Genomic DNA, 24,927 nt, shown 5'->3' with positions numbered 1-24,927 from the left:
TAAAATGAGAAAAAAGAAAAAGAGTGGGACTCACTCTTTTTTATGGCTCTTTCTGTATAATATCAATGTTCCTGTCAGAATTATCACTCCTGCGATGAGGGTGATCAAATTGGAGCTTGCCATTGTTTGTTTGATCGAGCTTGAATTCTCCTGATACGATCGTTCTGTATCTGTGTCGAGGTCATTAATGCTCTTCTGGGTTTCCCTGTTCTCCACCCCTACAATGGCAAAGGGTGAGAATGAGTCCGGTTCTGCCTGATAGTAGGCAATACCTTCAAGTGTCTCAATATATGTCGTCGGGACGGTTTCCCATTTATCAGTTTCAGAGTTGTAATGTTTCATAAAGACCTTTTGAGGATCGATGTTGTTATCTTCAAGCCATTCAGTATTTACATTGAACTCCAGTATTGCGTCCTTTATGTTCTCTGGGACCGCGAATCCTGCATAGCCTACCCATATGTTCAGGTTCTTGTAAATGTTTCCTTCAGGGGTTTCTTTTACAAGCTCTGATGTTTGTTTAAGGACCTCTATGGTGACAGGTACACTATTGGCTGTCACGCCGGATGTGAACTTTATGTATGTAACAGGATTTGCAGTTCGTTCAAAATGATGTTCTACAGGTGTGCCACTAGTTACCTTCAGGTTCGCAAAATCGGTTGTCAGGACGTTCTTTGCGTCTTTGTCAGGACTTGTTCCGGCACTGCTTCCAGCGGAACTGTCACCTGAACTGGAACTACTGGATGAACTGGAACTGTCGCTTGAGGGTTCTGCCTCGGTGGATGGGGGTTTCAATTGTATGGTCTTTGTCTCGCCATCGATGGTCAGTGTGAAATCCCCTTCTGGCATGGAACTGGTCGAGTACTTGAATTCGTAACTTCCTTCCTTTACCGGGATCTCGCTTGTTGCGGTGATCTTCATATCAACGGTCGTTTCGCCAGGCTGGGCTATGCCTGTCAGTTTTATCGAGTATGACCCTTCGGGAACGTTGGACATTGAATAGGATGCCTTTCCGTCGGTCGCAGTGGGGTGGCCTGCTGTAAACCAGAACATGAGCTTTGTTTTGACCTCCAGGTCCTCAACATTGCTCGCTTCTACAATGAATTTGTTCGGGCCGTCGGGGATGGCAACCTTGCCAACATAATAAAGATATTCCCCATCTTCGACAGGGACGGTCTTAGTAAAAACTATCTTTGCAGGTACCGAGCTTGTTGTTGAGTCTCCTGTCACTATGATCTCTTCGCCAACTGTCGGGTGCATGGGCGTTATCTCGAAAGCACCTGCGGAAGGGATCAATAAGAAAAGGCTTAGTGTGATGCACACAAGTAAGCATATTTTTGTTTTATTGGTCATATGTACCACCAGTTGATAATTTTATGAGTTATTGGATATTGCAGGTAATGTTCAAGTATTTTGCTTTTAAACTATTTTAAGTATATTTCCTTTTATTTGAGTTCATTACAATATACTTAAGGATTTCTAACATCTGTAAAAAAATCATGTAAGATATACATTAGGATATATTTTTATATATATGTTATATCTTAGATACTGTGGTATGTCCTTTAAACATGTTTATAAATTATGAATAGGATGTAGTGAATCTATATTATTAACATTAAAGAGAAATTGAGATGGGTAATAGGAATAATATTCCAACTGATATAATTATCGTTGTTGCACTGGTATTACTGACATGTGTTTTCATACTGCTGCCACAATTGAGCGATACTGCCATACGTACTATACTGGGTTTGCCCATGGTTCTTTTCCTGCCGGGATATGCACTCATTGCAGCTCTTTTCCCAAAGAAGGATGACCTTGACGGTATCGAGAGGGTGGCACTTAGTTTTGGTCTGAGCATTGCTGTGGTGCCTCTTATCGGGCTTGGCCTTAATTATACTCCCTGGGGTATCAGATTGTTACCCATCCTAGTGTCTCTGTCATTTTTTACTATTGCAATGTGCATAGTGGCAGTGCTTAGAAGGCGTGTCTTGCCAGAGGGTGAGGAGTTCAGCGTTCCGTTTAGTGCTGCCTATCTTTCCTTGAGGGAGGAGCTGTCAAAAAAGCCGGACAACAGGCTTGACAGGATACTTTCTATCATCCTTGTGCTGTCCATAATCGCTTCGATAGTGACCCTTGCTTACGTGGTGGTGACACCAAAGGAGGGTGAGAAGTTCACCGAGTTCTATATCCTTGGTATGGATGGTATGGCTGATGGCTACCCTACTAATTTCACTTTGGGGCAAAGTGGTACTGTGATCGTTGGTGTTGTGAACCATGAGTATGAGGTCACCAATTATTCCATGGAGCTATTGCTTGAGGACGTTTCATCCTCTGTGGAGCATGAAATGCTTTACCTGAGCCTTGGGCATAATGAGACCTGGGAAAAGGAGGTTTCATTTACGCCGGAGATCCTCGGTGAGGATATGAAATTGCAGTTCCTGCTCTATAAAGATGGTAATATGACGGTTCCATATAGGGACCTTCATCTCTGGATCGATGTTATGGAGGACTAACATGGGGTCAGATGACGAGTTTGTATCTATTGGTGAGGGCGATGTCCTTCAGAAGATCAGTGGCAAAAATGCTCTCAATATGGACCTTTTAACGATCATTATCCCTTCCCTGGTAATAATCCTGGCCGAGCTTTCGTTGTTCCTGGGGTATACAAAGTTCTCTACATTGGTGCATATCATTTTGCTGGTGGTCCTGACCTTATCGACCATTTTGATCGATGATGTGGATAAGCAGTATTTATTACGCGCTTTCATTCTGCTTTCCCTGTTGCGTATATTGAACCTTTCGATGCCGGTGTTCTTTGAGCTGACATTATACTCTTATGTGTTCATCTATGCCCCTCTTTTGATACCTATCTATGTTCTGGTGAAGGACCAGGGGCTTGATTGGGGGTATCTGGGGCTGAGGAAAGCTATAAATTATTATGAAATTCCTGTTGCTCTATTAGTAGGTCTGGGCATTGCATTGGGTGAGTTCACGATCATCAAACCTGCATATCTTATTCCTGACCTTTCATTTTTCAACTTGCTCAAGCTCTCACTGGTGATGGTCCTTTTTGTAGGTTTTTTTGAAGAGATCATTTTCAGGTCAATATTGCAAACGAAACTACAGGAAATGATCGGTAATTATCGTGGGCTTTTCCTTGCAAGTATCCTTTTCGGAATTATGCACTCCGGATATGGCACTCCCTATGAGATCATTTTCACTGCTTTTGCAGGTCTGTTGCTTGGATCAATGTATCAGAAAAGCAGAAGTCTTTTCCTTGTGAGTGTCACTCACGGTTTTATCAATGTGTTCCTTTTCGGGGTTCTGCCTCATCTGGCATGAATCCGTAAACGTGAGTATTTGGGGCAAAGGCAGAAATGGTATGGAGGGTTCTGTGCCTCGGGTGATCTATTTTAACATGCTGCAAACTGATATTCACAATTGTTCATCTTGGCATGATAGTTTTGGGTGTGATTAAATTCGGTTGTCGGCTCAATTTTGATGGGGGGGCCAAATCCATTGATACAGAACAGTGCAAATCGAGGTGCAGGGCCAATACAACATCAGTTCAAAAGGTGTAGGTCAAATTAAAAAAGAAAATACGATCGAAGGTTTTTTCACTTCGATCAGATTCAGATGATCTCTGCAACTTTGAAGATGACAATTCCTGCAAAAACAACCAATAATGGGAATATGGTCATGTCAAGAGATGCACAAACTGACTTCTTCCAGTAATTGGATGCTGATAGTATCTCTTTTGCAGAGAGTAAAAATATAAGTGTTACCACCGCAAGTACTCCGTACTCGGGTAAACCTATTCCTGTTGTCATTGATAACGCAGTAGATGATGCTGCGCTTGTAGTTGAAATTATACTTGTAAGCATTTTATACCGTCTCCCTTCACCATTTTCATATCTGGTTGTATGTTATATATACTTGTTGACATCTGATCTTTATCTTTAAAGTTCGTATTGGGAATGGGGCTAGAAGAGATAATCTCTTCTGGCCTCAGTCATCTCTCCTTCTTCTAATAACCATGAACATTCCGAGTATTATTGCAGTTACAATTGTGGCTACAATTGTACCGGGGTTCTTTGTTACGTATATATTGTCCTTGGGGCTTGTTACGTACATATTGTCCTTGGGGTTCTTTGATGGAATGACTTCAGGGATGTCGAATGCTGGTTCCTTGGTGAGCATTTCATCGTTCGTTTCTTCGATGATATCCTCATCTGTTTCTTCAGGGTTGAACAGATCCCCTATTGCACTCATAAAACCACCGCCTCCACTTCTTCCAGAGTCCTTGGTCTTTGCAGGAGCCTCAGTTTCTATCACATCTCCGCCAAGGGCGTATGTGGAGAAGTGGGTCACTTTGGCCCAGATGTAATTCTCTGTGGTGTTCTGGCCGGTCTCAAGGCAGAATGAGGGGTTTCCAGGTCCTTCCAGATATACCCAGGCGTTGCTGTTCTCGTTATACCAGTAGATCCTCAGGTCAGTTTCAGCCAGTCCGTTCAGCTCACTGTCCTCGTAGTCCAGGTAGATGTAGGCGTACTCCATTGTCTGGCTGAGATTGTCGTTCTCTGTGAATTTGACGAAGCCTAAGGGGGTGTTGAACGGTGGCGTAGTGACGTCATCTGGCAATGTTGTCTTTTTCTCTATCAGGACCAGGCCGTCTATTAAGGTCTGGTTCATACCAATGCGCAAGCGTATGCCGTTCCTCGTATCATTGACAGGTATCTCCTCGTCCGGACCTCCGGAGAGTCCCATCCCTACGCTGGTGATGTACATCTCATCCTGTTCAAAGGCCACCATGTCGTAGCCGGAGGTAACTCCTGCGAACACCAGATAATCTCCTTCGGAAAGGCCCGTGGTGTCTGCATATAATGTTGCATTGTTGCCATCTACCTCTTCACAGACTATGGATATGTTGTCAGCACCGAAGATGTCGATGAGGCATTCCTCTAATTCTTCACCGTCAATATCTTCCTTGGAAATGCCGACAAGGTCGAATCCCTCTATTATGCGATCAGCGTTAATGAGCATGTCGAATCCTTTCTGGGTACCATCGAACTCCACACGGACATCGGTGGTGTATGCGCTTTCCTTTATGAGGATCGCACCGTAGTAGTAGGTCTCATCGGGTGCATCTTCCATGCTGATGTCGAGCTGAACGTTATTGCTGTTGCGTGTGGTCTTCAGGTCGGCCTCGTAGTCGAGGACCTCGAAGGCGGTGACGGAGAGCATTATGTTCTCCTCGGTGATGTCATCGGTGAGGATGATCATTATCGAGTAGCAGCCGGCTTCCATGTCTGTGTATGTCATTGACATGTCCCCGTTGGCATCAAGGACAGCTTCGTCTTCCCGGGAGTTGTCATAGAGGGCCTGGGCACTTGTTGTATCTCCTTCCATGAGGTCCTCACAGATGTGTTTCAGGTCGACTATGGATGAGTTGTAAAGATATACGTCCACTTCTCTGTCAGCGAAGTGGTCAGAGCCGTGGAATGTGAAGGATACATCGTTCATTCCGTCCTTTGCCACGTACATCTGGTGGGTGCCGTAGGGGTAGGTCATTACGTGGTCCTTATTATCTTCCACGTTGAGCTCGACCGTGACGTTCCTTCCTTTTATCATGGCGTTCTTACTGCTTACGCCGTTGTAGGTGCATGTGAATGGCTCGGGTATCTTGAAGCTATTTCCGCCGCTTAAGGCGATCCAGTTGCCTTCTGCCGTGCCATCATGATCGGCAAAACTGACGTGGTTCTCATCAATGCTTATTTCCATTATGTATTCGTCATTCATGGTATCTGCAGATGCCACTGTCATGAATGAGAATGTGATCAATAGGGCTAAAACTAACGTTATTCCAGTGCATAATCTGCTCATAAGTACCACCTTTTTGAAATGTTCTGCTTTGTGCCACAGAACTTACTTTCATAAAATCTTCTTATGTTCAAGTTCCGTTCTGTTAGTAAATAATGGTTTCGACTGGAAAATTCTTAAATTCTCATAAAGGTCCATCTATCTTTTGGCCACCATTTCTATGGATCTCAGTTTATGAAGGTGCTTTTCAAAAGAAGGGCATCCTCTTCAAGGTTCGGGCTTTCACATATCACAAGCCCTTTTATGTGGAATTCCTGGAACACTGCCATGAGGTCCATATAGTTAAGGTCCGACTCACTAAGCACCAGGTGGTTCTTCTCCCCCTTCTCTGAATAGGCTATACCTGAGACATGGCAATGCATGTTATCCAGGCCACCCCTTCCCAGGGTATTTTCCACGCTCTCAAAGACGCTTCTGAACTCTTCCATGGTATTATACTCTCCGCAGCTGCGTGCGTGCAGATGGGAGAAGTCTATGCAGGGCATTACCCCCTCGATGGCTGATGCCATCATCAGGGTCTCCTCCAGATCGCCGAACTGTGTGGCTTTGCCGGTGGTCTCCGGGCGAAGCACTACATCGATGCCCTCATCAGTTAGCCTTGAAGTAAGAGCTTCGAGCAGCCCGGTGACCTTCTCCATGACCTTTTCGCTGCTCTGGCCCTGATAGTAGGCAGGGTGGAAAACGATGGATGATGCTCCGCAGAGGGCACCTATGCGTGCAGACTGATAGATCCGCTCTATACTGGCCTCGATCTTCTCTGCTTCGGCAGAGTTGAGGTTGATGTAATAAGGGGCGTGCACACTGAGGGCCACGTTCTCTTCCCCTGCTGTCTGCCGGACATCTGCAGCGGTCTCCTCTTTCATGCGGACCCCCCGCACGAACTCCAGTTCCATACAGTCAAGCCCAAGCTCGGCTACACGCCTGATCCCATCAATGGAGCCTTTCTTCTTTGAGCTTAAGGGGGACCCTGCGGTCCCGAAGAGCAGTTGCTTCATGCCATCCCCAAATGGAGGCGCAGCTCCTTTGCCCTCTCCTTTGAGACCTTCTCTTCCACAAGCTCGAAGAACGTGTCCACGTCCTCATCCTCAAGGGACCTTATGTCCTCTTCCCCTTCCAGGGCAAGCCCTACAAGGTAGTCAAGCTCTTCCCCGTTAAGTCTTTCAAGTCTTTCCCTGAAATCGTCTGCGTCCTCCACGAACTTGTGGGATATCGGCCTCAATATGAACGGATAGGGGTGTCCCATGGGGGACATGTGCGTACCGCCGTTCTCAGGTGCAAGCTTGTTGAAGATCTCTTTATCCCTGTCTGAAAATTCTCGTCCCATGAATTATTGTATGGCAGACTGATATAAAATCGTGTCTTTTTTTTGGGGATGTGTATCGTTGTGTATGTGGGATTGTGGGGGATATGGGGGTTTGTGTATATCAGGTCTTTTTTATATTTAACATCGAATTGGCTCTGTTGTTGCATAATATTTTTGCATAGATGGCTGACTTATGATAATTATTATATATCGTTTGTGTTTATGTGTAATCCATTTATTAAAATTGTGTATTTCATAATCGGCATTGTGCGGCAGTACCTTTCAATTCATTGGATCTAGCTTGCACTATCAATAGTCACATTTATATATTGTGCATCTCATTGTTCTCTACTGGTGAGGTGGTTTGGTGATGTGCAAATTTGTATTTACTAATATAATTATAATTCATACTTATCCAAAAAATGAGCATGAGGTATGGCAATGACCGTAGTGGCAGCCATTCCTGCGTATAATGCTGAGGTTCATATCAAGAACATCATTAAAAGGACGAAGCATTATGTAGACCATGTAATTCTTGTTGATGATGGTAGTAGCGATGCTACGGCCCATATTGCTACTAATATGGGTGCACGGGTGATCAGGCATGGCGGCAATTTGGGTAAATCTGCTGCACTGGCAACTGCTTTTGAAGCCGCGAAGAAACTGAACCCTACTGTGCTTGTGACCATCTATGCGAACGGTTTTCACAATCCTGATGATATCCCTGCAATATTGAACCCTGTGCTCTCAAAAGATGCAGATGTTGTGAATGGTGCTTATGTTACTTCATCAGGCATTGGTATTGATACTAATTTCGAGAATGTGGAGGCTGCAAGCGAAGCCCGGCTTATCAAGGACAGCGGGTTCCGTGCATATTCTTCAAAGACGCTCGATGTTTTCAAGTTCACAAAGGCCGGTGATGGTATTGAGATGGAGCTGATCGATGATGCCATCAAGTCCGGTTTTATTGTGCGTGAAGTGCCTATCAAGATAATCGATCCGGTCAAGAGGGAGTTGTTGGCAAGCAAACGCATAGGTGTGGTAGTGCCTGCGTACAATGAAGAGAAGCTTATCAAGGCCACAATTGCAGGTATTCCCCAGTATGTTGACCGTATCTATGTGATAAATGATGCGAGTACCGATAATACTGCACAGGTCATCGAGACACTGGACGACCCTAGGGTGTTCGTGATAACACACGAGACCAATAAAGGCGTGGGTGCTGCCCTTATCAATGGCTACAAGAAGGCATTGAGGGAGAATATGGATGTTGTGGCCGTGATGGCCGGCGACGACCAGATGAACCCTGATCAGTTGTACAAGCTTATTATCCCTATCATCGAGGGCAGGGCCGATTATACCAAGGGCAATCGTCTGATGGATATAGAATACCACATAGGGATGAGCAAGTGGCGTAAGGTCGGTAATGCAGTGCTGACCATTCTGACAAAGATCGGCAGTGGCTACTGGCACATCATGGACCCTCAGAACGGTTATACTGCCATCTCAAAGGATGCCCTTATCGGTATCGGGCTAGATGATGTTTACACTTATTACGGTTATTGCAATCATATGCTCGTGAGGCTGAATGCCTTTGGTTTTAAGACCAAGGACATTACCATGCCTTCGCGATATGGCGAGGAGAAGTCCACCATCAGGTACAGTCCGTACATGGTGAAGGTGTCTGCGATGCTGTTCAAGAGCTTCCTCTGGAGACTTAAGACAAAATACATGGTGATGAGTTTCCATCCCCTGGTATTGTTCTATATACTGTCGATGCTCCTGATACCTTTTGGAGTGGTCTTTGGTCTGTCCCTGGTCATTGCAGCCCTGGGGGGCTTCGCAGTCCAGATGAACTATGTTCTGCTGGATGCAGTGATGTTCCTTTCAGGTGTGCAATTCCTCCTGTTTGCGATGTTCTTCGATATGCAGGAATCGGACAAGGGCATGCGATACTCCGAGAAAACATGTTATGAATCCTGATCGGTCGTGCGGGGTACAATGATCCGGAAGAGCTACCAGTCTATCACTACGATGAACACTGCAAGTTCAAACATGTACTTGTTCGAGAGCTCAGGTGAAAACTGTTCGTGGTAACTACCGACAGATAATGCGAAAACCCCCTAACTGATCCATGCGGAAACTCCCATCCCCAGAACCGGCCACATATCACAGACAGATCAACATACAGAATAACGATTAGTGGGCCCGCAGGGTTCGCCAGTAGCGCACGAAAATAACCCCAAGGACCAGCCATCCGAAAAGCTCGGCAACGAACCCATACGAAAATTCAGGCACATAAGAGAGCGTGGTAATATGCAACAGATAATCCCGAAAACTCCCATAATTGCTCCCTTCAGGGAACTCCCAGCCCAGCATCGGCCAGAGAAGCGTGACAGGACTCGTCCACATACGGTCCTCCACAAGATGCAGGCCGCAGGCCCCTGCTATCTGGACCACACGACTCTCTCCCCGCTGTCGGTAGAGCGCATAACCCACAAAGAACGTAACGATAACAAATACAAGCGTATGTGCAACCAGCCGCCCGCTGGCCAACGACTCCGCAAACAGTATCCTGCCTATGGGCTTATCGATCAGGTCCGGCAGCAGGGCTCCCAGTGCAATGAACCGGTAATCAAGATGACGTCTGATAGACGGAATCGCAAGGCTCACAAGGAAGAATACGGCGAGCGTGACTCCTATATGGCCAAGGATGAACATTGTGACTCTAGTAGGGGTCATACACTTAAAAAACTTCACATTCGTGAGAGATTGCAGTGTGGTGATATCTGATGCTGAGTATTGATGGCCATGATTTCACGATCCATAAGTTTCGCCGTCTCTGTGAGGCAATAGCTGATAACTATCCAACGATTACAATGGCAGAATACATGGATAAGGAGCATCCTGCCAGGTTCGTGCTGATGCGCCATGATGTTGACAGGATGCCAGGAAACGCACTGGAAACCGCGCGGATCGAGCATGAATTGGGCATCAAGGCAACATACTATTTCAGATCGATCAAAAGCGTGTTCAAGCCCGAGATCATACAAGGGATCGAGGAAATGGGTCATGAGGTCGGTTACCACTACGAGACATTAAGCGAGGCAAATGGCGACCCGAAAAAGGGGGTCGAACTATTCCAATCTCATTTGGATGAGTTCAGGAAGATCGCCAACGTTAGAACCATCTGCATGCACGGTAGACCCCTTTCAAAATATGATAATCGAGATCTCTGGAAATCCTACAATTTCAAGGATCTTGGTATAACCGGGGAAGCTTATTTATCTGTGGATAAGGATCTCAACTATTTCTCTGATACCGGAAGGTCCTGGACTCTTGTGAATAGTATGAGAGATTATATTCCCAATAAAACAGAACATATCTTAGCTGATACGACTGATGATCTTATTGAATTGATCGAGAATAATGAATTTAATAACTTTTATATCCTAACACATCCGGAAAGATGGTCTTTAAGTATTGTTGAGTGGAGCTTATATTATTCACTAGATATTGCAGTTAATCTTGTAAAAAAGGGCTTGATGCAATCCCGTGATGTGTTCCATCCTAATCAGAAGGTAGGAAATAGTAGTTTATCAGTTACAGTTGACCTTGAAGATTGGTATCATATCCCATCGGTTTGTGGGTCCCGTTTTTCGGTTTACAAAGATGTAAACGAATTTTTTGAGAACTGGAATGATAGATATGATTACCTGAGTGAGCCTACAGGAAGAATACTGGATCTTCTTGATGAATTTAACGTAACTGCCACGTTCTTTGTTGTTGCGGATATTGGAGAGCATTATCCTGGTCTGATCGAATCCATATGTGCAAGGGGGCATGAAATTGGATGCCATGGTGCGAATCATTCATGCAAGTTCGATCCAAGAACAAAAGAATCCCTGATGACCATTGAAGAATTTGAGACAAGTACCTTGGAGGCAAAGGAAATACTTGAAAAAATATCCGGAAAAGAAGTAATTGGTTACCGGGCACCGAATGCAATAGTGACTGGACAGATGCTCAAATCACTTGAAAAAATTGGTTTTAAGTATGATTCATCAGTGTGTGTCAATTCTCTGTATAATAAAACTGATTCTTCTTTGAATGGTGTTTCCTCTGTTCCTTATCATCCAGCTGCAGACAGCCTAGAGCCTGCCAGGAACGGGAATTTTGTTGAGTTCCCGTGGGCTTATTATGATATGGGTATAAAGATCCCCACATCTGGCGGACCAATGCTGAGGTTTTTGGGTGCCCGTATGATCTTGAAAGGGCTGAAGCAGAGTTTGAAAAGGGGACATACGGTGTTTTATTTTCATCCTATTGATATCTCAGATGAAAAATTTCCATGTATTGGGAAAGGAAGACCTTTATACTGGATGCTAAAAGGGGATATTATTGAAAAAAGGATCCGCTATTTATTAAAAAAGATGAGCGATGTCAATAAAGTCCCTTTAGGGGATGCTTTAGGTGATTATTATGGAAATTGAGATAAAACAATTGAAGCCTAAAGATGAAATGAGGTGGGACGAATTTGTCATGGAAAATGACAGCACTACATTTTATCATCAAACTGGATGGAAAAATGTAATCCAAGAAACTTATTCCCATAAACCTTATTATTTGTTTGCTGAAAACGAGACCGGAGAAATTGCTGGTATTTTCCCATTATTTTATACTAACAATCTCTTTTTTGGAAAACACTTTGTATCTGTTGCATTTTCTCCTTATGGCGGAGCTTGCACTGCTGATGAACTTGTTGAAAAGGCATTAATTGATGAAGCAATTGATCTTGGAAACAAATTGGGTGTGGATTATTGCGAGTTTCGATGTTTGAAAGAAAATAATACTCATCAAAATATTAGTTCTACAATAAATTGTTCTACATTTCTTCTAGATATTTCAAAAGGACATGAACATATCTGGAATAATATGAACAGAAATGTTAGAAACAGAATAAGAAAAGGGGAAAAAAGCAATTTAGAATATGAAATTGATTCAAATTTAGATTCAATATCCACATTCTATGAAATATATGCTAAGAGTATGAAGCGTCTGGGCACGCCGGCTCATAGTCACACTTTTTTTGAAAATATTCTTAAACAATTTCCAGATAATACCTTCATTTCAAGAGCAAATTTAGGTAATCTTCCAGTATCTGCTTTCTATCTACTAACATTCAAAGATACATTAATTACTGGATGGGGTGCATCGCTGTCTGAATATTTTAAATTTGCACCTAATGATTTCATGTACTGGAATTGTGTAAAACAAGCATCTGAAAACGATATATTGTGGGTTGATTTTGGTAGAAGTTTGAACAATTCCGGTAATCAGGCATTCAAAACTCGGTGGGGTTGTAATGAGATTCCATTGAATTGTTATTGTTATCCGCCATCAAAGATAATTTCACCACATGATAAATATGGCAAATTCGCAAAAATATGGACTAAATTACCCTTATCTTTGGCAAACAAAGTTGGTCCAATCATTAGGAGGGAGGTACCATGATGCATGATAAAACTGAAGTCCTTTGCTTGCAACTAATTGTGAGTCATGAAATTTTTAAAATGCAATATTTGGACCTGTTGAAAAATTGTCATGTCATTGATATTGAACAAGAAATAATCGGGGTTATGCAATGATCCCAATTTCCCAGGCACCCATTTATCCGCAGGAAATTTTGAAGACAGCATCTGCCTATTTAACAAATAATTCAATTGGTTGCACAACATTTAAAGCTGACCTCTCTAATTATTTGAATTGCAAATACGTAGATCTTACAAGTTCTGGTTTTTCTGGCTTATATACCATACTAAAAGCATGTGATCTAAAAAAAGGTGATGAGGTCATTGTTCCTGCATACACCTGTGAAGATGTTCCAAGACTTGTGATTGAGATGGGTTTTAAGGTCAAATTTGTTGATCTCGAGCCATACACATATAATATGAATCCAGTCGATCTTCGTGAAAAAATATCAAGTAAAACTAAAGTTGTAATCGCAGCCCATATGTTCGGTTATCCCTGTTCCATAGATGATATTACAGAAATTTCTCATGATCATGGTGCTATGGTAATTGAAGATTCCTGCCAATCAATGGGTGCTGAATATAATGGTAAGAAAGTCGGTACTTTTGGAGATGCCGGATTATTTAGTATGAATATGGGTAAGCCTATCTCTACGATTCATGGTGGCATTGTTTGTACCAATAACAGGGAACTTTCAGATAAGATATCTGCAATCAATAATAGTTTCAAAAATTATGGTGTTGTGCATCAGATCAAGACATTTGCGTATCTCATTGGATATTCACTTTGCAATGCTAGTATTTTTTACTCATTAATGTACAAATTAATGGGAAACAAAAACCTGGGAGAAACAAATTCAACTTCATATTATGAGATACAGGAGTTAATGTACAAGTACACCGAGTTCCAGGCTCTTCTGGGTATACAGCAACTACCAAAGCTAGACACTTTTAACAATACAAGAATTAAAAATGCCAACTACCTGATGGATAATTTAGATCGTGAGGGCCTGTTATTTCCAAAAATATCCGGGCAGATAAAGCCGAGCTTTTCGCGCTTGCCGATCTACTTTGAAGAAATAAACAGAGATAATCGAAATAAACTCATGAATGCATTTATAAAATCGGGAATAGAAGTAACTCCATATCTGGTGGATTCACTTCCACCCCTGTTCAACAAAAAATCGATAGAATATCCAATAGCTGATAAAATGGCAAATAAAACTTTAACGATACCAACTCATCCGAACATGAACAAAAAAGATCTGGATTCGATCACAGGTCTACTAAAGCATTGGGGTGATCTGGGATGTTAAATATTCATAATCTTGATTTTACACTTGACAAGTTCCACCAACTCTGTGCTGCAATAGCGGATAACTACACCACCATCACCATGGACCGATACCTGTCAGCAGGCAATAAGCTTCCTGAGCGTTTTGTCCTGATGCGTCATGACGTAGACGGATGGGCCAAGACCGCACTGAAAACCGCGCGTATAGAAGAGGAACTGGGAATACAGGCAACTTACTATTTCAGAACCCGCAATAACGTTTTTGTTCCTGAAATCATACAAGAGATCGAGAAGATGGGACATGAGGTCGGATACCACTATGAGACTTTAAGCACTGCAAAGGGTGACCGTGAAAATGCCATCGAATTATTCAAGGATGATGTGAATAAATTCAGAGAGATCAGCAACCTTAAAACAATCTGCATGCATGGGGCCGTGTTATCAAAATATGACAACCGAGATCTATGGGATACCTATGATTTCAAGGATTTTGGAATTCTTGGAGAGGCATATTTATCTGTCGGAGAAGATCTCAATTATTTCACTGATACTGGACGGGGGTGGAACTCAAAGAACAACCTGAGAGATTTTATTCCTGGAAAAACAGAAAAGGTCTTTGCTGATACAACTGATGATCTTATTGAACTAATAGAGGGTGGGGGAGTCAATAACTTTTATATTTCACTGCATCCGGACCGATGGACCTCAAATGCTTTTAACTGGGTTTTATTCTGGTTACAGGATCTTGCATTTAATTCGGGGAAGAAGATTTTGATGGGGGTAAGGAAAAATGATTCAGAGTAAAAAGGGTGTTATTGTAATAGGTGGCCATGTCCAAGGATTGGGAATTATACGGATATTTGGAAGAAACGGTATCCCCTGTTTTGTTTTAGATACAAATAACATAAATATATCTAAGCATTCAAAATATTGCACAAAATTCATAAAAATTGATGAAAACCAGGATTTTATACAATTTTTGATTGAATTAAATAAAAAATACGACTTAAATGATTGGTTATTGATAGCAACAGATGACAATCATGTTAGAATATTGAGCCAGAATAAAAGCATACTAGAAAATTATTACAAGATTAGCGTTGATGATTGGGATATTGTTGAAATTTTTTACAATAAGAGAATCGCATACCAGCTTGCACATGACTTGGATCTCGATATGCCAAAAACATATTTTCCAGATAGTATTGAAGACTTAGAAAATATAGATCTGGATTATCCCTGTATTATAAAACCTGCAGTAATGCACAAACTCCACAGTCAGATTGGGGAGAAGATTTTGGTCTGCAACAACCGAAATGAGTTGGTTGTCAATTACAAAGAAGTACTCTCATATATTCCTAAAGATGAGGTAATTGTACAGGAAATAATCCCTGGAAACAGTAATAACCAATATTCAGCATGTTTCTTTTTTGATAGAACGAAGCCTCTGGTAAGTTTAGTTGCAAGAAGAAAAAGACAATATCCTATAGATTTTGGTAGCTGTTCAACATTTACTGAAACGATAAAAGATACCAATCTTCTCGAAAATGCAAAAAAAATACTAAGTGGGGCCGGTTACAGAGGGCTATGTGAAGTTGAATTTAAAAAGGATGAACGGGATGGGAAATATAAATTTTTAGAAGTCAATCCAAGAACATGGAAATGGCATACAATTTCTAATAAATCAGAATCTCCTTTTTTAATGAGTCTCTATAATTATCTTTACTTTAATGAACCAATTGTAAAAAATGAATGGAATGAAGCATGTTGGAAGGATATTATTACTGATTCGTTTGTGTTATTTAAATCAATTTTCAAAAAGAAATCAGAGAAAAAATCTTGTACAAAACTTGAATTTGCAGTGTATGACAGTCATGATTTAAAGCCTTTCATCTTCGAAATAATTTATGCTCCATATTTGTTTGTTACTAGATGAAATTATGAACCCTATGGTCAAAAAGAATTGAGGGGTATACAAAAAATATGGCACATGAAATGAGATTATATTCAAATAGTATTTCAATTGGGAGATGTGTTATGCAAAAATTTTATTATGATAAAAAAGAGCTGAAAATAACAAAAGTTAAATCGTTATATTCTGCTGTGCTTATAAGGTTGGCAAAATCTGCCATATTTCCTATTACTAGAAAGTTTTATTACCGTTTGCTCGGAGTTAAAATTGGAGATGATGCCCACATTTGTCCGAATATGGAAATAGTAGATTATTCCCTTGGAAAATTTTTATCATTAGGCAACAGGGTTGCAATAGGTCCACAAGTTACATTTCTTATATCTTCAAGCCCTAATAATTCTAAGCTAATAAAATTATATCCAAAAAAATATGGTCCAATTACTGTTGAAGAAGATGTTTGGATTGGTGCTGGGGTGATAATTTTACCAGGAATAACAATTGGTAAATGTTCTATCGTTGGCGGTGGGTCAATTGTCACAAAGGACATACCTCCATATAGTGTAGCTGTTGGAAACCCTGCGAGGGTTATAAAAAAAATAAATAAATCAGATATATAATACACATCATATATTGTTTATATAAATCTAAAATTGGTGGGAGTATGTTATGAAAATAATAGTTGAAATTGGACATCCTGCGCATGTCCATCATTTTAAAAATATGATTTTGTCTCTTGAAGAAAAAGGGCATGATGTCAAAATTTGTACAACAGATAAAGATGTTACTCTTTCTTTATTAGATAATTATGGGTTTAATTATGAACTTCTTGGAAAAAATAGAGGAAACTCTCGATTGCTCGGTAAGATTCCTTTGTTAATTAAACTTGAATATAATATGCTAAGAATAGCCAAAAAATTCAAACCCGATCTATTTATAAGCAGAGGATCTCCAGTTTCAGCCCACATAAGTAAGATTTTGCGAAGGCCTTACATAATTTCAAGTGATTCAGAACCCGTTGCGCTTGGTCGGATCCTTTCTTTTCCTTTCGCTGATGCTATATATATACCATCGAGTTTCAATAAAGAGCTAAAAAATGATAAAATCATCAAAATCGATGGTTATAAAGAAATGGCTTATCTCCATCCAAATTACTTCAAGCCAAATCCTTCTGTTTATGATGAACTTGGATTAGGTTGTAATGATGAATATATTGTGTTAAGATTTGTTGCTATGAGCGCATATCATGATGTTGGGAAAACGGGTATTCAAAACAAAATAGAATTCGTACAGGAATTATCTAAATATACAAATGTCTTCATTTCTTCGGAAAAACCATTACCTGCAGAATTATTAAAATACAAATTACCAACAAAATCTACGAGGATGCATGATGTATTATATTATGCTAAAATGTTGGTTTGTGATTCTCAAACAACGACAACTGAAGCTGCTATATTGGGAACACCTGCAATACGTTGTAATTCCTTTGTTGGTGAGAATGATATGGGCAATTTCATCGAACTTGAAAAAAAATATGGTCTTATTTTTAATTATAATAACTCGAATGATGCAATAAATAAAGCTATTGAACTTGTGCAGAGAAGAAATCTGAAGGAAGAATGGAAACCCAAAAGAGATCGTTTGTTGAAAGACAAAATCGATGTGAATAAATTTATGGTATGGTTTGTAGAAAATTATCCCAATAGTTTTAAAATAATAAAAAAAGATCCAGATGTCCAGTATAAGTTTCGATGAGGTAGCATCATGAAAATAGCGAGCATAGTAGGTGTGAGACCACAATTCGTAAAAGCATCCGTGGTTTCAAAAGAATTAAGAAAAAAACATGATGAAATATTGATTCATACGGGTCAGCACTATGACTATGAGATGAATAATGTTTTTTTCAGTGAGTTACACATCCCTGAACCTAATCATTTTCTGGGAATTGGTTCTGGTTCTCACGGATATCAAACAGGAGAGATGCTAAAGGAGATAGAAAAAGTCCTTATCAAAGAAGAACCTGATCTTGTTTTGACTTATGGTGATACAAATTCGACACTTGCAGGTGCTTTGGCCGCTTCTAAATTACATATAAAGAATGTACATGTTGAATCTGGTTTACGAAGCTTTGACAAAACGATGCCTGAAGAAATAAACCGGATATTAACGGACCATTGTTCAGATGTCCTATTTTGTCCAACAGAAAATGCTGTAAACAATTTGAAAAATGAAGGAATTTCTGATAATGTCTTTTTAACAGGGGATGTTATGGCTGATTCTGTGATATACAACAAAGATATTGCAGAAAAGCAATCTAGAATTCTGAATGATCTGAATTTGGAAAGCAAGAACTACTTGCTTGCAACTGTCCATCGTGCCAGTAATACTGATAATCTCACAAATATCAAAAACATTGTAGATGCTTTTTCTAAACTGGAAGATATAGTCGTATTCCCTGTTCATCCCAGGACGAAAAAGCTTTTAAAAGAGTATAATTTGTACGACAAATTAGCATCATCAGTAAAGTTAATTGAGCCTGTTGGATTCCTTGATTTCATCAAATTAATGAATAATGCTAAAATAATCCTTACTGATTCAGGCGGTATTCAAAAAGAAGCTTACATTTTGAAGATTCCATGTATCACATTACGTGAAAATACGGAATGGATTGAAACTGTTGAAGATGGTTGGAATGTGTTGGTTGGTGCAGATAAGGGAAAGATTGTCAAGATGGTTAATGGCTTTAATCCTTCTTTAAGCATGTATAAAGAAAGATTTGGCAATGGTGATGCGAGTGAAAAGATTGCAGAAATCATAGGGGCAGATCAATGACTTTTAATGATGCTAACTCTAAGATTACTGAATCTGTTGATTCTTTATATAAGTGGGTTTCAAATAACCAATACGTTGGTTGGGATATTTATGATGGTCTAAATAGTAATTTGACACAAAAAATAACAAATCCTTATCTTAAAGTACTTTTGTTACAGGTCAATAAATACAGTCCTATCAATATGAGAAATATACTTAAAATTGAGAAAGGGATTGACTTAAAGGGCATGACTTTATTTACTCAATCTTACGCTTCTTTGTATAATACTACAAAAGATGATAAGTATCTTATTGAAATGAATAAATCAATTGATTTCATTAAGAATAAATCTCTGAGAAAAAAGTATGGGTATGATTGTTGGGCAAGCCATTACTACCCATATATTACTCTTGAGAAAAGCACTTTATCTGTCGATGTTCCAGATATTATTGGTACGGGTCAGGCAATCATAGCTTTAATAAACTCCTATCATATTACTAAAAATGTTGAAGAAAAGAATATTGCAATAAGTGCAGCAGATTTTTTGGTTGATGAACTATTTCAGGATGAAGATCATTATCCATTTTTCGCATATAAATCTGGTAGTAAGCCAAAGCATATTACATTAAATGCCTCAGCTCAGGCTATGGAGGCATTATCGGCTGTTTTAAACATAGAAGATAATGCCAAATATCGTTCAATTTGCGAGAAAGCTTCTCAAACATTAATACAAACTCAAAAAGAGAACGGTTCATGGGACTACAGCATCCACAAGAATGGTTCAAAGAAACGAGTACAATTAGATTTTCATCAAGGATATATTATTGATGGATTATTAGCTTATCTTCCTCACTCAGAAAGTAAAAAAGATATTGTTGAATGCATCGACAAAGCTACTAGCTATTACCAAAACATAATGTTCCGTAAAAATGGTAGTAGTTATTTCCGTTATCCATTTCCATATCCAACAGATATACATAATCAAACACAAGGCATTATTTCATTTTCGAAGTTGAGCAAATTAGATGATAAATATACAGAATTTGCAAAGCAAATACTTTCTTGGACTATCAATAATATGCAAGATGGGTCTGGTTATTTTTATTATCAGAAATGGCCTTTTTTTATAAACAAAATTCCTCATATGCGATGGGGACAGGCTTGGATGATGTTAGCTATGGCAACGTATTTAGAGAACTCGGTGAGGGATAGTTATGAGTAAAGTTTTAATGTGTGGACCGCTAAATATAGCTGGTGGCGTTTCAACACATACTAAATATCTGAGCAAATGTTTATCTGATATGGGCGTGAATCTTATATCATACAATTTGTCTGGAAAAAATGTTCAAAGTTCCGAAGGGACTTTCATAAGAAAACTCTATCAAAGAACATTAGGGTTAACTATCAATTCTATAATGAGACGGAGAGAATATGATATAATGCATATTCAAGTATCAGGCGGTTTTTTTAGTTTTGTGTCTGCAATTAGTGGATCATTAACATCATCATTTTGCAATAAAAAAATATTTATTACATTTCATTACAGACCATCTAAGCAAATTTTTATAAAATATAAAAAAATATTTTATTTTATTCTGAAGCAATCAACTGCTTTTTTTGTAGTCTCAAACAAACAAAAAGAAATTATGGATGGAATGTTTCCAGATTTTGCTACAAAGATTATAGTAATTTCAAATGGTTTTGATGATAATTCATTCAAATTAATGGATAAACATGAATGTCGCAAAAAATTAGAACTGCCACAAGATGGAAAAATTTTAGTCAGTGTCGGTAATTTATTTGAAGTGAAGGGGCATAAATACTTAATTGAATCAATTGCTGAAATAATAAAATTAAACAAAGATGTCAGTTGTTTAATAATTGGTTCCGGGCCATTACAAACAAAGATTGAACAACAAATAAGGAATCTACAATTAGAAAATTACGTGCGTCTAATTGGCAAGAAACCTCACAATGAAATTCCTATCTGGTTAAATGCGTCTGACCTCTTTGTACTGCCTAGTTTGGAAGAGGGAAATCCTACGGTAATGTTCGAATGCTTGGGATGTGGCAAGCCATTTGTGGGAACAAGAGTAGGAGGAATTCCAGAGATAATAAATTCTGAAGATTATGGGCTATTATGTGATAGTGCAGACCCTAAGGATTTGGAAGAAGTAATTTCTTTCGCACTTAACAAAAAATGGGATCGTGAAAAAATAAGGCAATATGCAGAGCGTTTTACATGGCACAATATTTCATTGGAAATTTTAAAATCATATGAATTATTTTAAAATAATTGGATAAATTGGAATGTGATATCTATGCAAAATAGTAAATGCTTGTATGTTCAAATATCTCGTGTACTCAATTATTATTGGATTAGTGTGGGGTTCAGTTAATGAAAATAGTTATAATTTCTTTATGTAATAAAGGAGGTATGCTTCATTATGCTTCCCAGCTTGCAAATGCATTGTCTAATTATGAAGAAGTTAGTGTAATTGTTGGCGATAATGTTGATACAAACCTTTTTGAAAATAATGTTTCTTTAAATTTGGTTAAATTACCATCTTTTGGATTTAATAAAGGAATCTTTAATTTCATATCTGTATTAAAGATTCTTAAGACTATTAAACCAGACGTTATACACATTACTGCGAATCATATTTGGATTTTAGGTTTATACTCTTACTTAAAAAAAGAAAATGTTGTTTTAACATTGCATGATATTGATACCCACATTGGCTCAAAACACTTATTTGTTAACTATTTGATAAATAAATTGAATTTTAAGGCATCTAACCATATTTTTGTTCATGGTGATAAATTAAAAAATCTTTTAGTTATGAAAGGGTATCCTGAAATGAATATTTCTGTCATAAAGCACGGCGATTACTCTTTTTTTACAAAATATAAAAAAGAGATTCTCGAAGATGGATCTGTATTATTTTTTGGAAGAATATTAGATTATAAAGGTCTTCAATATTTAATAAAGTCCGTGCCTAAAATTAAAACTCATATCCCAAATGTTAATATAATTATTGCTGGAAGGGGGGATTTCACTAAGTACGAACCTTTGATAGATAACCCTGAAAATTTTGAGATAATAAATGAATTTATACCCGATAATGATGTTGCAGAATTATTCCAAAGATCAAGTGTTGTTGTTTTACCTTATACAGAAGGATCTCAAACAGGAATAATTCCAATTGCTTACTCGTTCAAAATACCGGTGGTTGTCACAGATGTTGGCAGTATTCCAGAAGTTGTGGACGATGGGGTAACGGGATACGTTGTGCCTCCAAAGGATCATGAAAAGTTGGCAGATGCAATAATTAAAATTCTAAAACATCCCCCCCTCCGAAAACAATTAGGTGAAAATGGATATACAAAAATGAAAAAAGAATTGTCTTGGGATTCAATTGCAGAGGAGACAATAAATGTTTATAACCACATGGGTGATTTGAAAATATGAAAATTGTTAATCCATTTATATTGAATGATTTAGATATCAAAACTTTTTTTGCAATTATATTGAGTTTGCACTTAATGGTTTGGGGTGCTTTAGGGTTAGATATTATAGGTTTTAAACTTCCCATCTTTAGACAAATAATAGGATTTATTTATCTTACATTTGTACCTGGAATCGTCTTTGTTAGAGTTCTTAAATTACACAAGTTGAGAAATGTTGAACTGCTATTACATACAATCGGGTTAAGTATATTGATAGTGATGTTTACTAGTATATCCATAAACGGATTATATCTATATTTTGGGATAAAAAACCCAATCTCTACGTTACCAATTTTAATTGCTTTAAATGTTATTGTATTAATACTATGTATTTTATGTTATGTAGTTGACAAAGATTTCTCTAGTGTGAAACTGATTGATGTTAAAGAGTTATTATCTTCTAAAGTATTGTTTTTATGCACATTACCTTTTTTCTCAATATTCGGAACATATTTAGTTAATTTTTATGATAATAATATTCTCTTGATGTGTTTAATAATTATGATAGTCTTAATAGTTGTTCTTATTACATTAGATGTTATCCCGAAAATATTATATCCTTACTGCCTCTTTATTATTTCAATTTCACTATTATACCATAGTTCATTAATTTCCATGTATTTAACTGGATGGGATATTCATTATGAATATTATTATTCCAGCCTTGTTAAAACCGCAGGTTATTTGGATTTAGAAACTCCAGCGAAGCTTCCCGCGATGTTAAGCATTTCAATACTTCCTACTATCTACTCAAATATATGTAACTTAAGTATAGATTGGGTTTTCAAAATAATATATCCATTTTTATTTTCCTTTATATCTCTTGGAATATACCATATATACCAAAAACAGATAAATAATGACAAAATAGCTTTTTTTTCGGTTTTTTATTTTGTTTCAGTATATGTATTCTATACAGAAATGGTTTCTTTGGCACGACAACAGATAGCAGAACTATTTTTTGTGCTTATAATTTTAGTTATGTTAAGCGAATATCGTTTATTTAATAAAAGAATATTAGTAATTTTATATTCATTTGGATTGATTACATCTCATTATGGCCTCTCCTACTTATTTATTTTGTTTTGTATTGTAGGATATGTGTTCATGAAATATTATCTACATTATCATAGCGAGACCTATACCATTAGTTTTATTTCTTTGTTTTTTGTTATTCTTATTTTTTGGTATATGCTTTTTACGAGTGGGTATATATTTGAAAGCGTAACACTACTATTTAGAGATATTTATAATTCAATATTAACCGATATTTTTAATCCCGAAACAGGTGCAACTCCTTTAATTGCTGGGAAATCATATTCACTTAGTGGTGACATATTAAAACGATTATACCTTATATCACAATTTTTTATCGTTGTAGGCTTTTTGAAAAGTCTAGTATATCCAAAAATCTTTAATTTTTCAAAAGAATATATGGCTTTTTCAATTGTGCTTCTATCTGTTTTGGTAGTATCTTTTTTTACTTCCTCTACGGGAATGAATATTCATCGATTATATCACATCAGTTCGATTGCATTATCCTTATTTTGTGTAATTGGCGCCATAACTATATTTGATAGCATATATAAATTTGTGCTGAGATCTCATTCAACTCACTATTTAAAACATTCATTAAAACTATTATCGATTTTCCTAATATTATTTATGTTATTTAATGTTGGTTTTGTTCAGGAAATTCTTAAAGATGAACCAAGATCAATCTCTCTGAGCCAAGAAAGAATGAAAAATAGTGGAATAGTTCGTGATACACAATTTTTATATGGAACATATTTTACTGTCGAAGATATCTATGGTACCAAATGGTTATCAAAAAATCGGAAAGCAAACAATACAATATATTCGGATTTGAAATCGAGTCTTGTGCTTTATAGCTATGGTTCGATTGATCAGGGGGAAATGTTGAATAATAATACTAATGAAATTGAGCCGGAATCATATATTTACTTGAGATATCCAAATGTTAAATATGGATGGATGAATGGCCCTCTGAAGCAATATTATTGGAACACTTCTGACATTTCGGAAACTATATACTCAAAATCATTTATATATTCAAATGGTGGAAATAAGATATATTTGTAATAACAATCAATTAATCTATTTCCACATATTTTTCAAACTATTAAATACATATTTATCGAGATCCTTTAAGAACTTAAGGTTTCATGAGATTGATGATGATCTATGGGAGATAATCGAAAGTTGTCCCCTTCTACAGAAACCACATAAAGGGACACCTCATGCCTATTTAGAAATCGGATGAATGGTATATTATACGTTCTTACAATGGTTGTATCAGATATTCCACGAAACGGAACATAGGCAATAGTACACAGATTCAATCCCTATTTATGTAAACAAGGAATCTATCAAGAACTATCCAATGATACTTTAAACAAGGTTATAATCTAAAAAAGATTGATTTTTCACATTCTTTATCGATACAAAAGACATTACTGCTAAAAAAGGAAATACATTGGATATTATGGGATACAGAAAATAAAAAACTTAAAGCTAAGTTTCCTTGTTAGCTTAAATGAATTACCACTAGCATTGCTTGTAGTTCCTGCAAATCGATACGATTCGACATTTTACAGGCCTAGTCTTGAAATATTTAAGATTAAGATAAATATTGGAAGATTTGTAATCAGGTCTTTAAAA

22 protein-coding genes are annotated in these 24,927 nt (G+C 38.0%); 15 read left to right on the top strand and 7 right to left on the bottom strand.

Going from position 1 to position 24,927, the window contains the following annotated elements; translation table 11 throughout:
• Window positions 1-30: 30 nt before the first annotated feature.
• A complete protein-coding gene (locus tag AC20MK_RS10745) occupies window positions 31-1,350 on the bottom strand; it encodes a PGF-pre-PGF domain-containing protein (RefSeq protein WP_487355800.1) in 1,320 nt (439 codons plus the stop codon).
• Window positions 1,351-1,631: 281 nt separating this feature from the next.
• On the opposite strand from AC20MK_RS10745, the gene AC20MK_RS10740 reads away from it, so the two are divergent.
• Window positions 1,632-2,516 (top strand): DUF1616 domain-containing protein, encoded by an 885-nt coding sequence (locus AC20MK_RS10740; RefSeq protein WP_487355799.1) that lies wholly within the window; start codon window positions 1,632-1,634, stop codon window positions 2,514-2,516.
• A 1-nt stretch (window position 2,517) separates the two neighbouring features.
• Window positions 2,518-3,345, top strand: a complete 828-nt coding sequence (locus AC20MK_RS10735; protein WP_487355798.1) for a CPBP family intramembrane glutamic endopeptidase — start codon at window positions 2,518-2,520, stop codon at window positions 3,343-3,345.
• Window positions 3,346-3,635: 290 nt separating this feature from the next.
• Here AC20MK_RS10735 and AC20MK_RS10730 read toward each other — a convergent pair whose 3' ends face one another.
• The 4 genes from AC20MK_RS10730 to AC20MK_RS10715 form a co-directional block, all read right to left on the bottom strand.
• Window positions 3,636-3,887: a hypothetical protein gene (locus tag AC20MK_RS10730; protein WP_487355797.1), complete on the bottom strand. Its 252-nt coding sequence runs from the start codon at window positions 3,885-3,887 to the stop codon at window positions 3,636-3,638.
• Window positions 3,888-4,011: 124 nt separating this feature from the next.
• A complete protein-coding gene (locus tag AC20MK_RS10725) occupies window positions 4,012-5,886 on the bottom strand; it encodes a TIGR04279 domain-containing protein (protein WP_487355796.1) in 1,875 nt (624 codons plus the stop codon).
• 164 nt (window positions 5,887-6,050) lie between these two features.
• Window positions 6,051-6,878: a TIM barrel protein gene (locus AC20MK_RS10720; RefSeq protein WP_487355795.1), complete on the bottom strand. Its 828-nt coding sequence runs from the start codon at window positions 6,876-6,878 to the stop codon at window positions 6,051-6,053.
• Window positions 6,875-7,207, bottom strand: a complete 333-nt coding sequence (locus tag AC20MK_RS10715; protein WP_487355794.1) for a hypothetical protein — start codon at window positions 7,205-7,207, stop codon at window positions 6,875-6,877. The genes AC20MK_RS10720 and AC20MK_RS10715 overlap by 4 nt, the downstream gene beginning before the upstream one ends.
• A 414-nt stretch (window positions 7,208-7,621) precedes the next feature.
• On the opposite strand from AC20MK_RS10715, the gene AC20MK_RS10710 reads away from it, so the two are divergent.
• Entirely contained in the window at window positions 7,622-9,169 is a 1,548-nt protein-coding gene (locus tag AC20MK_RS10710) for a glycosyltransferase family 2 protein (RefSeq protein WP_487355793.1), read from the top strand.
• A gap of 216 nt (window positions 9,170-9,385) precedes the next feature.
• Here AC20MK_RS10710 and AC20MK_RS10705 read toward each other — a convergent pair whose 3' ends face one another.
• Both AC20MK_RS10705 and AC20MK_RS10700 read right to left on the bottom strand, forming a co-directional pair.
• The gene (locus tag AC20MK_RS10705) at window positions 9,386-9,907 is read right to left on the bottom strand and encodes a metal-dependent hydrolase (RefSeq protein ID WP_487355792.1); all 522 of its coding nucleotides are present in this window, start codon (window positions 9,905-9,907) and stop codon (window positions 9,386-9,388) included.
• Window positions 9,908-9,942: 35 nt separating this feature from the next.
• Window positions 9,943-10,260 carry a hypothetical protein gene (locus AC20MK_RS10700; RefSeq protein WP_487355791.1) on the bottom strand — a complete coding sequence of 106 codons (318 nt, stop codon included), beginning with the start codon at window positions 10,258-10,260 and terminating at the stop codon, window positions 9,943-9,945.
• Between AC20MK_RS10700 and AC20MK_RS10695 the strand changes: the two genes are divergently transcribed.
• The 12 genes from AC20MK_RS10695 (at window position 10,252) to AC20MK_RS10640 (ending at window position 24,348) form a co-directional block, all read left to right on the top strand.
• A complete protein-coding gene (locus tag AC20MK_RS10695) occupies window positions 10,252-11,679 on the top strand; it encodes a polysaccharide deacetylase family protein (RefSeq protein WP_487355790.1) in 1,428 nt (475 codons plus the stop codon). The two genes, AC20MK_RS10700 and AC20MK_RS10695, sit on opposite strands and share 9 nt — an antisense overlap.
• Complete coding sequence (locus AC20MK_RS10690) at window positions 11,669-12,700, top strand: FemAB family XrtA/PEP-CTERM system-associated protein (RefSeq protein WP_487355789.1); 1,032 nt, start codon at window positions 11,669-11,671, stop codon at window positions 12,698-12,700. The genes AC20MK_RS10695 and AC20MK_RS10690 overlap by 11 nt, the downstream gene beginning before the upstream one ends.
• Window positions 12,701-12,830: 130 nt before the next feature.
• On the top strand, window positions 12,831-14,033 hold the full coding sequence (locus AC20MK_RS10685) for a DegT/DnrJ/EryC1/StrS family aminotransferase (RefSeq protein ID WP_487355788.1): 1,203 nt from the start codon (window positions 12,831-12,833) through the stop codon (window positions 14,031-14,033).
• Complete coding sequence (locus tag AC20MK_RS10680) at window positions 14,027-14,815, top strand: hypothetical protein (protein ID WP_487355787.1); 789 nt, start codon at window positions 14,027-14,029, stop codon at window positions 14,813-14,815. Before AC20MK_RS10685 ends, AC20MK_RS10680 begins: the two co-directional genes overlap by 7 nt.
• Window positions 14,802-15,947: a carboxylate--amine ligase gene (locus AC20MK_RS10675; RefSeq protein WP_487355786.1), complete on the top strand. Its 1,146-nt coding sequence runs from the start codon at window positions 14,802-14,804 to the stop codon at window positions 15,945-15,947. Before AC20MK_RS10680 ends, AC20MK_RS10675 begins: the two co-directional genes overlap by 14 nt.
• 47 nt (window positions 15,948-15,994) lie before the next feature.
• Window positions 15,995-16,540, top strand: a complete 546-nt coding sequence (locus AC20MK_RS10670; protein WP_487355785.1) for an acyltransferase — start codon at window positions 15,995-15,997, stop codon at window positions 16,538-16,540.
• A 49-nt stretch (window positions 16,541-16,589) separates the two neighbouring features.
• On the top strand, window positions 16,590-17,678 hold the full coding sequence (locus AC20MK_RS10665) for a DUF354 domain-containing protein (protein WP_487355784.1): 1,089 nt from the start codon (window positions 16,590-16,592) through the stop codon (window positions 17,676-17,678).
• Window positions 17,679-17,687: 9 nt separating this feature from the next.
• A complete protein-coding gene (gene wecB, locus AC20MK_RS10660; protein WP_487355783.1) occupies window positions 17,688-18,755 on the top strand; it encodes a non-hydrolyzing UDP-N-acetylglucosamine 2-epimerase in 1,068 nt (355 codons plus the stop codon).
• Window positions 18,752-19,957 (top strand): hypothetical protein, encoded by a 1,206-nt coding sequence (locus AC20MK_RS10655; protein ID WP_487355782.1) that lies wholly within the window; start codon window positions 18,752-18,754, stop codon window positions 19,955-19,957. Before wecB ends, AC20MK_RS10655 begins: the two co-directional genes overlap by 4 nt.
• Window positions 19,950-21,026 (top strand): glycosyltransferase family 4 protein, encoded by a 1,077-nt coding sequence (locus AC20MK_RS10650; RefSeq protein WP_487355781.1) that lies wholly within the window; start codon window positions 19,950-19,952, stop codon window positions 21,024-21,026. Before AC20MK_RS10655 ends, AC20MK_RS10650 begins: the two co-directional genes overlap by 8 nt.
• 107 nt (window positions 21,027-21,133) lie before the next feature.
• On the top strand, window positions 21,134-22,207 hold the full coding sequence (locus tag AC20MK_RS10645; protein ID WP_487355780.1) for a glycosyltransferase family 4 protein: 1,074 nt from the start codon (window positions 21,134-21,136) through the stop codon (window positions 22,205-22,207).
• On the top strand, window positions 22,204-24,348 hold the full coding sequence (locus tag AC20MK_RS10640; RefSeq protein ID WP_487355779.1) for a DUF2206 domain-containing protein: 2,145 nt from the start codon (window positions 22,204-22,206) through the stop codon (window positions 24,346-24,348). Before AC20MK_RS10645 ends, AC20MK_RS10640 begins: the two co-directional genes overlap by 4 nt.
• The last annotated feature ends 579 nt before the right edge of the window (window positions 24,349-24,927 follow it).

This window comes from Methanococcoides sp. DA23, assembly GCF_057593895.1.
The sequence above is the reverse complement of the archived record's forward strand: the minus strand, read 5'-3'. Positions and strand labels throughout refer to the sequence as shown.